The 14378-nt window shown below is 62.2% G+C and carries 12 protein-coding genes; 4 read left to right on the forward strand and 8 right to left on the reverse strand.

What is annotated here, in order from left to right; genetic code table 11:
• Positions 1–74: 74 nt before the first annotated feature.
• The 4 genes from ABEB22_RS06540 to ABEB22_RS06555 all read right to left on the reverse strand — a co-directional run bounded on the left by ABEB22_RS06540 (position 75) and on the right by ABEB22_RS06555 (position 3968).
• Positions 75–710 (reverse strand): queuosine precursor transporter, encoded by a 636-nt coding sequence (locus tag ABEB22_RS06540; RefSeq protein ID WP_339113679.1) that lies wholly within the window; start codon positions 708–710, stop codon positions 75–77.
• A 108-nt stretch (positions 711–818) separates the two neighbouring features.
• Positions 819–1712 carry an esterase-like activity of phytase family protein gene (locus ABEB22_RS06545; protein ID WP_406871087.1) on the reverse strand — a complete coding sequence of 298 codons (894 nt, stop codon included), beginning with the start codon at positions 1710–1712 and terminating at the stop codon, positions 819–821.
• A complete protein-coding gene (gene mepA, locus ABEB22_RS06550) occupies positions 1709–2611 on the reverse strand; it encodes a penicillin-insensitive murein endopeptidase (RefSeq protein ID WP_406871088.1) in 903 nt (300 codons plus the stop codon). The genes ABEB22_RS06545 and mepA overlap by 4 nt, the downstream gene beginning before the upstream one ends.
• A gap of 16 nt (positions 2612–2627) precedes the next feature.
• On the reverse strand, positions 2628–3968 hold the full coding sequence (locus ABEB22_RS06555) for an MFS transporter (protein WP_406871089.1): 1341 nt from the start codon (positions 3966–3968) through the stop codon (positions 2628–2630).
• A gap of 172 nt (positions 3969–4140) precedes the next feature.
• On the opposite strand from ABEB22_RS06555, the gene ABEB22_RS06560 reads away from it, so the two are divergent.
• On the forward strand, positions 4141–4434 hold the full coding sequence (locus ABEB22_RS06560) for a YggT family protein (protein WP_339113675.1): 294 nt from the start codon (positions 4141–4143) through the stop codon (positions 4432–4434).
• A 19-nt stretch (positions 4435–4453) separates the two neighbouring features.
• The gene (recQ, locus tag ABEB22_RS06565) at positions 4454–6496 is read left to right on the forward strand and encodes a DNA helicase RecQ (protein WP_406871090.1); all 2043 of its coding nucleotides are present in this window, start codon (positions 4454–4456) and stop codon (positions 6494–6496) included.
• A gap of 16 nt (positions 6497–6512) precedes the next feature.
• On the opposite strand, the gene ABEB22_RS06570 is transcribed toward recQ, so the two are convergent.
• The 4 genes from ABEB22_RS06570 to ABEB22_RS06585 all read right to left on the reverse strand — a co-directional run bounded on the left by ABEB22_RS06570 (position 6513) and on the right by ABEB22_RS06585 (position 12616).
• On the reverse strand, positions 6513–8726 hold the full coding sequence (locus ABEB22_RS06570; RefSeq protein WP_350934731.1) for a response regulator: 2214 nt from the start codon (positions 8724–8726) through the stop codon (positions 6513–6515).
• A 244-nt stretch (positions 8727–8970) separates the two neighbouring features.
• Entirely contained in the window at positions 8971–9723 is a 753-nt protein-coding gene (locus ABEB22_RS06575) for a metallophosphoesterase (protein ID WP_339113672.1), read from the reverse strand.
• Positions 9724–9797: 74 nt separating this feature from the next.
• On the reverse strand, positions 9798–11393 hold the full coding sequence (gene serA, locus ABEB22_RS06580; protein WP_339113671.1) for a phosphoglycerate dehydrogenase: 1596 nt from the start codon (positions 11391–11393) through the stop codon (positions 9798–9800).
• Between the two features lie 77 nt (positions 11394–11470).
• Positions 11471–12616, reverse strand: coding sequence for a phosphoserine transaminase (locus tag ABEB22_RS06585; protein ID WP_339113670.1), 1146 nt, complete (start codon positions 12614–12616; stop codon positions 11471–11473).
• Between the two features lie 292 nt (positions 12617–12908).
• Here ABEB22_RS06585 and ABEB22_RS06590 point away from each other — a divergent pair, with 292 nt between their 5' ends.
• Both ABEB22_RS06590 and serB read left to right on the forward strand, forming a co-directional pair.
• Complete coding sequence (locus ABEB22_RS06590; protein ID WP_339113669.1) at positions 12909–13358, forward strand: GNAT family N-acetyltransferase; 450 nt, start codon at positions 12909–12911, stop codon at positions 13356–13358.
• A 140-nt stretch (positions 13359–13498) separates the two neighbouring features.
• Entirely contained in the window at positions 13499–14371 is an 873-nt protein-coding gene (gene serB / locus ABEB22_RS06595; protein ID WP_339113668.1) for a phosphoserine phosphatase SerB, read from the forward strand.
• Positions 14372–14378: the final 7 nt, after the last annotated feature.

Consider the following 14378-nt stretch of genomic DNA (forward strand, 5'->3'; position numbering starts at 1 on the left):
CCAATATCACTCTAGACACTGGATCACCTCCTTTCATTGCGTTACCGATACCTCAAAGGTGGCATAGATTTGGTTTATGACAAGTTAATTCTTGCGGATTGAGGTGATAGTTTCGTGACGGCTGCCCGAAACGGCAGCAGTGCGATTAAAGATAAGGCAAACTTTAGCGAACTATCTGCAATTGCAAGCGAAACCCAGAGCGGTGCCAGCGGTCCGAAGCCCAGAACGGGCACGGCGTCATTGGCCCAGGACACGTCATCGGCAGGCCAGATGAAGCTGAGCTGGGTCGCAAAGGCGATCGAGAAGAAGATCGTGGTATCGAGCACGGATCCGACCAGCGAGGAGACCAGCGGCGCACGCCACCAGCGGCCCTCGCGGAGGCGGTCGAAGATGGCGACATCCATCATCTGCGCCACAAGGAAGGCGGTGCCCGAGCCAATGGCCACGCGCACCGAGACGAGCGGGCCGAACTGGCCTTCGATCTGGCTGCCGACCAGCGAGCAGATAACGCCCGTCACGAAACCGGCCAGCACGACGCGGCGCGCCATGGCGGGGCCATAGAACCGGTTCATCAGGTCGGTGACGAGGAAGGCGAAGGGATAGGTGATCGCGCCCCAGGTGAGCCAATCACCCAGGAGGAATTGCACGAGAATATTGGAGGCCACCACGATGATGGCCATGGCGATGACGCCGGGCAGGAAGTGTTTCATAGGTTCTGGCCGTTTTTACATGGTAGCGGAGACATGGTCCGATGCATCGGACAACAGGCGCGGATAACGCCGCGCCGCCCCTCCGGTCAAGTAAAAAAGGCGAAAACGCTATTTCGGCAGCCGGTATTCGACGATCTCGGTCCGTTGCAGGATCTTGCGGAAATTGTCATCCGAGATCATCGTCAACCGGATATACCCCGCTGCGTCGCGCCAGACCGAAAGCCCTTCGAGATTGTCGTGGTGGCCGGCGGTCGTCTGGAGAAGCACCTCGCCACCGCTGAGTTTGCCGTTTTTCACGTCAAATACCTGCACACGGGTCAGGAAGCCCAACAGCCCCCAGAAATCGCGCTCGAGCAGATAAAGCCGGCCATCCGGCCCGAAATCGGCACCGACGGCTTGCCATTCACCCTCGCGCGGGATGGAAAATGGGCGGCTCCAGCGGTTGTTTTTCAGCTCGAAGACCGGAAAGGCCAGACCCGAGCGGCCCGAGCGTTCGGGCAGGGTGTAGAGCGCTCCGCTCTGGTCTACGGCCAGCGCCTCGAGCGAGGCATTGGCCTGCATATTCTTGAATTCGACTGCGCGGGGCAGCTTGCCTGCCCGACTGGAGCCCTTGGCATAATGATCGACCCGCGGCAGGTCGCCCTCGAAGGACACATAGACCCCGCCATCGGGCGCCAGTGCCAGCCCCTCGGAATCACCGCGCGATACGGTCATCTCGCGGTCGCGGTAATCATGCAGGGTGATCGGGTTCTCTGTCGGGGCGACGGCCGTGATCCGGCCTTGCGCATCGCGGGTGATATGGGCGCGCCACAGGCTCGTGCGGTCCGACAACGTGACCAGATCATTGCCATCATCGCTCAGTTCCAGCCCCGAGAAGCCGCCGAATTGCGGGTGGTCCACATGCCATAGATAGCTTTGCAGAAACTCGGCAGGGCCGGTCGCCTGCGCCATGGCCTGTAAGCCGAAGCACAGTGCAATCATCGTGAATACTAAGGTTCTCATTGGGCGTTCAGCACGTTCCGGCATTGGGCGGGAAGATCCGCCATCACATAGGTTTTGGCCGTGCGCTTGGGCGGGCCCGAGGGCTCTTGCGGTGCGGCGGGTTTGGTCGGGTTCAGTGCTTCGGTGACCCACCAGTTGAGCGTCTCGTCACAGCCGTCACCGCCCTTGGACAGCTCGGCCACGCTGGGCGTCTGTTTCTCGCAGGCGCTGGCACCGGGCGGACATTTCAGCCGCACATGGAAATGCGTGTTATGGCCCCAATAGGGGCGGATCTTCTGAAGCCATGCGCGGTCACCGCGCGGCGCGGCATTGCACATCGCGATCTTGGCAGCCGCCGCCACAAAGATGCGATCCACACGCGGATCCTTCGCTGTCATCTCCATCAGCGCCATATGGGCGGGCGTCCAGTTGGCGTTGATGCGGGTCTGGTCGGCCGTGCGGATGGAGACCGAGGAGATCTTCTCGCGTTCGCTTCGGCTCAGGTCCAGCCGCTTGGGTGGCAGCATCCAGATATCGGCATCCAGCCCTGTCTGGTGGCTGGCATGACCGCCGGTCATCGGGCCGCCACGCGGCTGGGCGATATCGCCGATATAGAGCCCCGCCCAACCGGGGAGGGTGGCGGCCTGACGTGACAGGTCCTGCAGGAAGGCCAGCGTTTCGGGCTGGCCATAATTGCGATTGCGCGAGAGCCGCATCACCTGCCATGTCGGGCCGCTTTCGGGCATGGCCACCATGCCGGCCGCACAGCCTTTGGAATAGAAGCCTACCGCTGATGGGGCTTGCGCGGAGGGCGCCCTTTCCGCCCCGAAAAGCTGGCGTGCCAGTGGCTCTGCCTCGGCCAGAGACGACAAGGCCAGACAGGCGCTCAGAGTGGCGATCACGATACGGGGTAGGGCCAAGGGCGGGTTCCTCTTGTCACATGCGGGGGGCGCAGGATTGCGGGGATCTGACCCAGCCTAGCAGGAGAAGCCCCGCCACGAAAAGCACTAAGACGGGGGTGATGCCCCATGACTGGCTGTCTGTCGCCGATGTCACCAGCCCGATGGAGAGCGGCGCGAGGAAGGCGGTGGCCTTGCCCGAAAGTGCGTAGATGCCGAAATATTCGGTGATCCGGTCGGGGGGAGACTGGTGGACCATCATCACGCGGCTAGCCGATTGCAGCGCTCCGCCCGCGCCACCGATGACGCAGCCCAGCACGAAGAAGGCGATGTCGGGTGCGGAACTGCCTTCGGCTACAGCCATGCCGAAGACGGATGTGGGCGTGATGGTGATGATGCCGATCACCGCAGCGATCAGGGCCAGCAGGCAGACGGTGATGACCGGTTTCGAGCCGAACCCGTCATCGGCCCGACCGCCCGCCCATGCAAACACCGCCCCCGCGATGATCGACAGGAGGCCGAAGATGCCAATCTGGGTGATTGACCAGCCGAGCACCCCTGCCGCATAGAGCCCGCCAAAGACGTAGACACCGTTGAGCGCATCGCGATAGAGCATCGAGGAGACCAGCCATGCCGCGAGGCTCGGGCGTGCGGGCAGCGACACCAGCGTGGCGCGCAGCGCAGGCCAGCCCTGCGCCATGGCCGCGCGGATCGGCAGCGCATCGGGTTTGGGGCGGTCCTTGACCCAGAGGAAAAACGGGATCATGAAGACCGCATACCAGAGTGCGGTCAAGGGCCCCACGATGCGGGTATCGGCACGGGTGGCGACATCCAGCCCGAGCAGCGGAGCGATCCCGATCATGGTCCGTCCCGTCGCGGGATTGGCCTGGAACAGCGTCAGCATGAGGATCAGCGCGATCAGCCCCCCCACATAGCCGAAGGCCCAGCCCGAGCCCGAGATCCGGCCCAGACAGCTGCGGGGACCAAGCTCGGGCAGATAGGCATTGGTAAAGGTGGTGGCAAATTCCATCCCGATCAGCCCGATCGCAAAGCTCGCCAGCACGAAGATCAGGCTGTAATCGCCCGGAATGGCCCACCACAGGCCCGCAGCCCCCAGCACATACATTGCCGAGAACAGCCACAGGAAGCGCCGCTTGGCGCCGCTGCGGTCGGCGATCGCGCCGAGGAAAGGCGAGGCCAGCGCGATGATCACGCCTGCCGCGCCGATCCCGTAGCCCCAGACCGCCTGCGCCGCACTCCCGTCGCCCATCAGCGTCTTCATATAGGGGCCGAAGATGAAGGTCAGCAGGAGCGTGTTATAGGGCTGGCTCGCCCAGTCGAAGAAATACCATCCCCAAAGGGTCTTGCGATCGCTCATCAGGGGCTCTCCTTCTGTTGACCGAAGGATAAGCCCGAAAGCCCACGCCCGTGCAAGCACTTCAAGCCCTGAAATTAACGCTAAAATCGCGATCACTTGCATGCGTTGCAAGGTTGCAAGATGAAAGCGGCTCGCTTAGGTAGGAAGTCACCCAGCCGGAGGTCTTTTACATATGGTCACGCTGTTTCAGGCGCTCAATCTCATACTGGATATTGTCTGGTTCATCATGATCGTCCACATCATCATGAGCTGGTTGATCAATTTCAACGTCCTGAACCTGCGTCAGCCGATTATCGGCCAGATCTGGTATGGTCTCAATTCGCTGCTGGAGCCGATCTATTCGCCGATCCGCCGCATCCTGCCCAATACGCCCGGGCTCGATCTGGCGCCGCTGGTGGCCTTCGTGATCCTGATGATCCTGCAGCGCGCGCTGATCAACAACGCGGGCTTCTTCTACGGGTATTGATCCGGTGGTCGAGGCGACATTGCCCGACTGTCATGCAGTCCTGACCGATATCTTCGGGTTCCGCGAATTCCGGCCCGGACAGGAAGAGATCGTGCGCTCCGTGATGGCGGGGCGCAACACGCTTGCCATCATGCCGACGGGCGGCGGCAAATCCCTGTGTTTCCAGATCCCTGCTTTGTGCCGCGAGGGGTTGACGGTGGTGATCTCGCCGCTGATTGCGCTGATGCGCGATCAGGTGCGCGCGCTGCGCGAGGCGGGGGTCGAGGCCGGCGCGCTGACCTCGGGCAATACCGAGGAGGAGACCGAGGAGGTCTTCCGCGCCATCGACGAGAGCCGGCTCAAGATCCTCTATATGGCGCCCGAACGGCTGGCCTCTGGCGGGGCGGTGCATCTGTTGCGCCGCGCGCGGGTAGGGTTGATCGCCGTGGACGAGGCGCATTGCGTCAGTCAGTGGGGCCATGATTTCCGCCCCGATTACCTGCGGATCGGCGAGTTGCGCCGTGACCTCGATGTGCCGCTGGCGGCCTTTACCGCCACTGCCGACGAGGAAACCCGCGCCGAGATGGTCACTCGGCTGTTTGCAGGCGTGGCGCCCGAGACCTTCCTGCGCGGCTTCGACCGGCCAAATATCCATCTGGCTTTTGACCCCAAGAACCAGCCCCGTAACCAGATCCTGACCTTTGCCGCCGCGCGCAAGGGGCAGTCGGGCATCGTCTATTGCGCGACCCGCAAGAAGACAGAGAGCCTTGCGCAGGCGCTCAACGAGGCGGGGCATAGCGCCTGCTACTATCATGGGGGTATGGACCCCGATGACCGGCGTCAGGTCGAGACGCGGTTCCAGCAGGAAGACGGGCTGATTGTGGTGGCGACGGTGGCTTTCGGGATGGGGATCGACAAACCCGATATCCGCTGGGTCGCCCATGCCGATCTGTCGAAATCCATCGAGGCCTATTATCAGGAGATCGGTCGCGCGGGCCGCGATGGCGCGCCTGCCGAGACGCTGACGCTTTATGGTCCCGACGATATCCGCATCCGTCGTGCGCAGGTAGATGAGGGGCTTGCGCCGCCCGAACGCAAGGATGCCGATCACGGGCGGCTCAACGCGCTTCTGGGGCTGGCCGAGGCGACGGCCTGCCGCCGTCAGCGCCTGCTGGCCTATTTCGGCGAGGAATCCGAGCCTTGCGGCAATTGCGATATCTGCGATACGCCGCCCGATCTGTTTGACGCGACCGAGCCGGTGCGGATGGCGCTCTCGGCCTGCCTGCGCTGCGACCAGAGTTACGGGAGCCAGTATCTGATCGAGATCCTGCTGGGGCAGTCGAACGAGCGGATCTCCTCGCGGGGCCATGACCGGTTACCGACCTTTGGGGTTGGCAAGGCATGGTCACGCCCGCAATGGCAGGCGATCTTCCGGCAGATGATGGGCCATGACCTGATCCGCCCCGATGCCGAGCGTCATGGCGCGCTGTTTGTAACGCAGGCCGCGCATCCTATCCTGCGGGGCGAGCGAGAGATCACCTTCCGTCGTGACCCCGTGCGCAGTTCCAGACCGCAGACGGTGGTCAAGGCGCTGGTGTCCGACGAGGATGCCCCACTGCTTTCGGCGCTCAAGGCCAAGCGGCGGGCACTCTCCGAGGCGGCGGGCCTTCCGGCCTATATGATCTTCCCCGACCGGACCCTGATCGAGATGGTCGAGGCCCGTCCGCAGAGCCTTGATGACATGGCGCGGATCAACGGTGTCGGAGCCAAGAAGCTCGAGAGCTATGGCCGCGCGTTTCTGGATGTGATGGCCGAGGACGGCGTGCAGAAGATGCATCCCGCACGGCGCGCGCTGGCGGGAAAACAGTCCGGGCTGCTATTCGATGCGCTCTGGGCCGAACAGTTACGGCTGCGTAGGGGCGAGACTGGAACAGACCGTATCCTCAGCCTGTCGAGCGGGCTTGTCCGCAAGATCGCCGAACAGGGCCCGACCGATCTCAATGCGCTGGCGCGGCTCGGTCTGGATGAGGCCAAGCTGGAACGGTTCGGCCAGCCCTTCTTGAAGATCATCGCCGAGACCTGAACCGCAATCCTGAACTTCAGGCAGCGCCATCCGTCACCGGCAGCGCCATTTTGGGGCAGTTTGCCGCGATATGTTCCACGATCGCAGCCTTGCGCAGCGGCTTGGTCAGGTAATGGTCGATTCCCGAGGCAAGAATACCCTGACTATCGCCCTCCATTGCATGTGCGGTGAGCGCACAGATCGGCACATGGGTGCCGTTCTCGCGGGCGCGGATCTGGCGCGTGGCTTCCTTGCCATCCATCTGTGGCATGGAAATATCCATGAAGATCAGATCGGGCTGGAAGCTCTGCCATTTTTCGATCGCCTCGAGACCGTTATTGGCAAAGACCAGCTCGATCGGCAGATCCTTTACCATCTTGCCGAAGACCAACTGGTTGGTGCGGTTATCCTCGGCGGCCAATATCCTCATCTTGCGTTTTGCGGCAGGAGGCGGCGGAGAGGCTTTAAGGGGTTTCGGCGCGGGATGCGAGAGGGTTTGTAGCAAGCTGAACAGATGCGAGCGCAGAACCGGCTTCTCGAGGCAATCGAGCCGTGCCGCACGCGCCAGGTCGGGGGAGACCGCATCCGGGTCCGAACTGAGCAAAACGAGGGGGATATCCACCCCGCGTTTGCGCAAGGCCTGGCATAGATGGAGCCCGTCCATATCCGGCATCCGGAAATCGCTGAGCATGAGATCGAACTTGCCCCCCCGCTCGAAGGCTGCAAGTGCCTCCTGCGCGTTGCGGCATAGCGTGACCTCGAGACCATAGGTCTGGAGCTGGCGTTCGAGGATGACGCGGTTGACCATCAGATCATCAACCACTAGGGCGGCCCGCAGGGTAATCGGCGGGCCGGGATTGGTAATATGCGGGGCGGGTTCAGCCGCTGGCACAAGGATCTTGAAGCCGAAGCACGACCCGCGGCCCAGCTCGCTATCGACCCAGATCTCGCCGCCCATCATCTCGATCAGCTGTTTGGTGATGGCAAGGCCGAGCCCCGTGCCCTCGAATTTGCGGTTGGTCTCGCTCTCGACCTGATTGAACTCGCCGAACACATGGTCGACGAGGTCGGGACCGATACCGATACCGGTATCCTCGACGGTGATATGCAGCTCATAATTGCCCTGCACCCGCTCGATGCCCACGATGCGGGTCAGCACATGGCCTTCCATGGTGAATTTGACAGCATTGCCCACGAGGTTGGTCAGAATCTGGCGGATACGCCCCGGATCGGCCACGAAACGGGTGGGCAGGAACATATCGTAATCGACGAGAAGCCGCAGGTTCCTGTCGCGCGCGGAAGGCTGCAGCAGCATGGTTACCTCATGCACACAACGTTCCAGATCGAAGACCTCGGGATAGAGTTTCAGCCGCTCGGCCTCGATCTTGGAATAATCGAGCACATCGTTGATGATGGTCAGCAGGGCCTCGCCCGACGAGCGGATCGTCTCCGCGTAAAGACGCTGATCCTCGGTCAGCTCGGTCTCCGCCAGAAGTTCGGCCATGCCGACCACGCCGTTCATCGGGGTGCGGATCTCGTGGCTCATATTGGCAAGGAAGGCCGATTTCGCGCGATTGGCGGATTCGGCCTTTTCGCGCGCCTCCTCCAGCTCGGCTTCGCGGGCGACATGCGCGGAGATATCCTGCGCGATGCAGACCAGATCGCCACCTTCGCCCCAGCGGTCGATCAGCCGGATATGGGCGCCCGAATGGGTGATGATCGTCATCGGCTCGATCGGATTGCGCCGGATGCGGGCGACCATCTCGTGATGCCAGTCGGCAGGGTCACGCCCGTCCAGATCGACCATCTTGTGTCGGGCCACGATCCGTAGGACCGAATCATAGGTATTGCCTGCGGTGATGGCGACCTCGCCCTCGAAGAAATCGAGATAGGTCTTGTTGGCGGCCACCAGACGCAGATCGGCGTCATAAACGGCAAACCCGTCCGGGATCGTCTCCAGCGCATCCCAGAGGCGGCGCTGCGCGATCAGCGCGACCGAATTCGCGCGTTCGAGATCGCCCATGACGCGGTGATTCTCGCCCTTGAGCGATTCTGCCTCCGTCAGGGCGCGGGTCAGGCCATGACGCTGCTCGACGATCTGGTCCGAGAGGGAACGGGCGTGTTGGGCCAGTTTCTGGTTTGCCGCAAAGAGTTCACGCTTCTTCTGGTCAAGTAGACGCTCGGCCGCGAGACGGGCGCGACGCTCTTGTGCCAGCTTGTCAGCGATGGTGTTCTTCGTGCCGGTCGGCATACTGGATCAGCCCCTATAACATACGCTTCGCATCTTCGTGACGTTCGGTAAATTTTGGCTTAAGCGGGACTCGCCACCGCAGCACAAGCTGTAGAAAAAGCTTCGTGTTTTTCTACTCAAGGGTGTAAATCTCCCGTATTTACAGCTTGGGTCCTACAGGCGGAAATGCAGAACCCGCCGCCACCGGAGGGGTGGGGCGGGTCGCGCGGGCGCAGACCGGCGTAAGAACAGGAGGACAGGCCTGTCAGGCGGCAGTGACCGACATCGGCACGAGGGGCTGACGCCCGTTCTCGGTCAGGAGCCACGCATCGCGGCCCTCGATCACCACGGCAGAGACCGGCCCGCCATAGCCTGCGCTGCTGTCCAGATTGAGGCGGTTGCCATAATGGGTCACCTGATCGAGCGCGGTATGGCCATGCACCACCAGACAGCCGTGATCGGTGGTATCCTCGAGCCAGCCCTTACGGATCCAGCACAGATCATCCTCGGTCTGGTTGCCGATACTGACGCCCGGACGGATGCCCGCATGGACGAACAGCAGATCGCCATAGATGAAATGGTTCGGCCGGCTGCCCAGCCAGAGGATATGCGATTCGGGCACTTTCTGAAGCGCTTCGGCATGAACGATATCAGCGGGGCGCTCGTCGGCATTCAGCACCCCGTAGGAGGCCAGCGTCGTATCGCCGCCAAGCCGCGGGTTGAGCCATGTCAGATCCTTGCGCAGCATCGGATCGGCATCGAAGGGATCATTCATGAAGATCGAGAACATCCGGTCGTGATTGCCCTTCAGCACCACCCAGTTCTTGCCCGCGCGCATGGAGGCGATGAGGTAATCAATCACTCCGGCGCTATCGGGGCCGCGGTCCGCCACATCGCCCACATGGATGACGGGGGCGGAGGTGTCACCACAGGCCGCGCGGTCCTGCTCGATCAGATCGTGCGCAATCTTCAGCTTGTCGAGATGTCCGTGAATGTCTCCGATGGCGTAGGCGCGCATATGTGATGTTCCTTGCAAATGGAAAAGGCCCCCGCGGGTCGCAGGGGCCTAAGCGTTCATTTACCTATTATGGCTTAGCCGAGAATGAATTCCAGCGGTTTTACCTGCTTGAAGATGCCCGAGGCTTTCATGGCCTCGACCGTCTCCGGCTTCAGGGCCTCGTCGAGATAGGCGATCGCGATGGCTTCGCCACCGGCTTTCGAGCGGCCGAGGGTGAAGTTCGCGAGGTTTGCGCCATGCTCGCCCAGCAGCGTGCCGAGCTTGCCGATCACGCCGGGAACGTCGTCATTGGTGGTGTAGAGCATGTGCTCGCCCACTTCGGCATCGATATTGATACCTTTGATCTGGATGAAGCGCGGCTTGTCATCCGAGAACACGGTGCCCGCGATCGAACGCTCTTTCGATTCGGAGACGACGGTGACCTTGATGTAGCCCTCGTAGACGCCCGATTTGGTCTGCGAGGTGGTCGAGATCTTGATCCCGCGCTCTTTGGCCAGAGCAGGAGCCGAAACCATGTTCACGTCGGGCTGGCTGGCCTTCATGATACCGGCTACAACGGCGGCATCCAGCGCCTTGAGGTTCAGATCGGCTGCGGCGCCATCATAGGTGATGTTGATCGCTTTAATCGCATCCTCGGTCATCTGGCCGATGAAACCACCCAGATGCTGGCCCAGCTTGACCCACGGGCCCATGACCTTGGCTTCTTCCGCGGTCATCGACGGCATGTTCAGCGCGTTTTCGACAGCACCGTCCAGCAGGTAGTTGGACATCTGCTCGGCGACTTGCAGCGCCACGTTTTCCTGCGCTTCGGTCGTGGACGCACCAAGGTGGGGCGTGCAGACGACATTGGGCAGATTAAACAGCACGTTATTGGTGGCGGGCTCTTCGGCGAACACGTCGAGGGCCGCACCGGCCACATGACCCGATTTCAGCAGATCCGCGAGTGCTTCCTCGTCAACCAGACCACCACGGGCGCAGTTGATGACGCGAACGCCTTTCTTGGTTTTCTCGAGGTTCTCGCGCGAGAGGATGTTCTTGGTCTGCTCGGTCAGCGGAACGTGCAGGGTGATGAAATCGGCGCGCTTCAGGAGGTCTTCGAGTTCGACCTTCTCGACGCCCATTTTCTCGGCCTTTTCCTCACCTAGGAAGGGGTCATAGGCGACCACTTTCATCTTCAGGCCGCGTGCACGGTCGCAGACGATACCACCGATATTGCCGGCACCGATCACACCGAGGGTCTTGCCCGAAAGCTCGACACCCATGAATTTCGACTTTTCCCACTTGCCCGCATGGGTCGAGGCCGAGGCTTCGGGGATCTGGCGGGCCACGGCGAACATCATCGCGATGGCGTGCTCGGCGGTGGTGATCATGTTTCCGAAGGGCGTGTTCATGACGATCACGCCTTTTTTCGACGCCGCTTCCTTGTCGACGTTATCGGTGCCGATACCGGCGCGGCCCACGACCTTCAGATTGGTCGCGTGCTCCAGAAGTTTCGCGGTCACTTTGGTGGCCGAGCGGATAGCGAGGCCGTCATATTTGCCGATCACCTCGGCGAGCTTGTCTTTGTCCTTGCCGAGTTTGGGCTCGAAATCGACTTCGATGCCACGGTCACGGAAGATCTGGACGGCGGTTTCGGACAGGCTGTCAGAGACGAGAACTTTGGGGGCCATGTGCGGGCTCCTTGAATATGGGGGTATCTGGGGAAACGGACGGGCAGGGGCTGCCCGTCACGACATCACAGAAGAGATCACTCTTGCGCGGCGATCTCGGCTTCGAACGCGTATTCGATCCAGGGCATCAGCGCCTCGACATCGGCTTTCTCAACCGTCGAGCCACACCAGATGCGCAGGCCAGCCGGTGCATCGCGATACGCGCCTGCATCCAGCGCCACACCTTCGGCTTCCAGCCGTTTTGCAACGGCTTTGGCGAAGGTCGCGCCATCCTTGATACGGTCATCGGTGAATTTCACGCAGACCGAGGTGGTGGAAGCGTTTGCCGCGTTATTGGCGAGGTTGGCGATCCACGGTTTGGCCGCGCAGAAGTCCCAGACCACTTGGGCATTGGCATCGGCGCGGGCGATCAGCCCTTCGAGGCCACCGATGGTCTTGGCCCAGTTCAGCGCAACGATATAGTCCTCGACGCAGAGCATGGAGGGCGTGTTGATGGTCTCGCCCTTGAAGATACCCTCGATCAGCTTCCCGCCTTTGGTCATGCGGAAGATCTTCGGCATCGGCCATGCGGGGGTATAGCTCTCGAGGCGGGCAACCGCGCGGGGCGACAGGATCAGGACGCCATGGCCGCCTTCACCGCCCAGCACTTTCTGCCAGGAGAAGGTGGTGACATCGAGCTTGTCCCAGGGCAGGTCCATCGCGAAAGCGGCCGAGGTCGCGTCGCAGATGGTCAGGCCCTCGCGGTCGGCGGGGATCGCGTCGCCATTGGCCACGCGCACGCCGGAGGTGGTGCCGTTCCAGGTGAAGACGACATCGGTGTTGAAATCGACGGTCGCGAAATCGACGATGTCACCGTAATCGGCGGTCTTCGTCTCTGCGTCGAGCTTCAGCTGTTTCACGACATCGGTGACCCAGCCTGCGCCAAAGCTTTCCCATGCGCACATGGTAACCTTGCGCTCGCCCAGAAGCGACCACAGCGCCATTTCGACAGCGCCGGTATCCGATGCCGGAACGATACCGATCTTGTAATCGGCAGGCACGCCCAGAATTTCACGAGTGGTTTCGATCGCCTCTTTCAGCTTGGCCTTGCCAACAGCTGCGCGGTGCGAACGGCCCAGAGGCGCGTCGGCAAGCATGTCGAGGGAGAAACCGGGGATCTTCGTGCAGGGGCCCGAAGAAAAACGCGGATTAGCCGGCCGCGTGGCCGGAGCTTCAATAGCCATATCTGGTATCCTCTCAGATAAACGCCCCTCGTTGGGGAGGGGTGTCCCGCTGTCGCCTCTACGCCTGTGCACTCGCCCTTGCAACAGGAATTTTGTCTCAATGCGAAGGATTAGAGTGGTTTTGCGACATCTGCATGGCAGGGGTGCGCGGGGTGCAGGGATGTTAGCGCCTACAGCCCCGCAGCCTGTCTATCCGGTGGGGGCAGGAGGGGGCGACCGGAGCCGCCGGCCCTGCCTTGCACGATGGTGGAGCTCGGCGCAGCCTGAGGCCGGACCACAGAGGGAGAAGAGGATGCGGGAACTGGTGATTCGGCCATTCGAGGCCAGAGACGAGGAGGCGTGGCGCGTGCTCTGGCGCGGCTATCTGGACTTCTATCAGGCGCAGTGCGCCGACGAGGTCTACAAGGCGTCCTTCGCGCGGATGCTTGATCCGGAGCGGCCGCAGCAGGTGGGGTTTGTAGCCGAGTCCGAGGGGGCGCTTCTCGGCCTCGCCCATGTGATTTTCCATGCCCATAACTGGCATCTGGAGGAGGTCTGCTATCTACAGGATCTCTATGTCGCGCCGGAGGCGCGCGGGTCGGGTGCGGGCCGTGCCCTGATCGAGGCGGTCTACCGGCTGGCCGACACGCGTGGCGCGCCTGCTGTCTACTGGACGACGCAGGAGGACAACAGGACCGCACGACAGCTCTATGACCGGATCGGCGAGAAGACGGCCTTCATCAAATACCAGCGTCCGGCCTGACACCGAAGCGCTGCGGGGTCTTCGGCCATGAGGGGCGGCGGGGCTGGCCGCAAACGGGTGGGCCGCAAACGGGCGGGCTGGAAACGGGCGGGGCTTTCGCGCTATATCGCGGGCAACCTCATGATCCGGAGATCTTGCGCATGTATGTAGCCCTTCTGCTGGCCAGCCCGACCACCCCTAAACTCGATGACACCACCGTTGTGGCGCTGCGCAATGCTTGGGGTGGCGGCGAGATCACATGGCTTGCCGAGGGAATCGCGGCAGAATTCCCGATCGAGACGATCCCAGATAACCGCTGGACGGTCTGGGAGGACCTGCAGGCGCTGCAGATCGATCTGGTGGTCGTGCCTTCCGAAGGCCGCAGGAAGAAGATGCTGCTGGCCGATATGGACAGCACCATGATCCAGCAGGAATGTATTGACGAGCTGGCCGATGTGGCGGGCGTGGGCAGCCGCGTGAAAGAGATCACCGCCAAGGCGATGAATGGCGAGCTGGATTTCGAGGGCGCGCTGACCGAGCGCGTGGGCCTGCTGGCGGGCTTGCCTGAGACGGTGATCAGGGAGGTTATCGACACCCGGATCACCCTGATGCCGGGTGGTCCGGAACTCTTGGCCACCATGAAACGCGATGGCGCCTATTGCGCGTTGGTTTCGGGGGGCTTCACGGCCTTCACCCGCCATATCGCGGCGACCCTTGGCTTTGACGAGAACCGTGCCAATACCCTGCTGGTCGAGAATGGCAAACTGACCGGCAAGCCGGGCCTGCCTATTCTGGGGCGTGAGGCCAAGGTGCAGGCCTTCCACGAGATCTCCGAGCGTTTGGGCCTGTCTGCCGATCAGGTGATGGCCGTGGGCGACGGGGCCAATGATCTGGGGATGCTGACCATTGCCGGTGCCGGTGTGGCGCTGCACGCCAAGCCCTCTGTGGCCGCGCAATGCGATATCCGTATCAACCATGGTGATCTGACGGCGCTTCTCTATGTGCAGGGCTATAGCCTCGCGGACTTCGCCTGATCGGCAG

The sequence above is a fragment of the Thioclava sp. 'Guangxiensis' genome, from assembly GCF_045348365.1.
Classification (GTDB): Bacteria; Pseudomonadota; Alphaproteobacteria; order Rhodobacterales; family Rhodobacteraceae; genus Thioclava; species Thioclava kandeliae.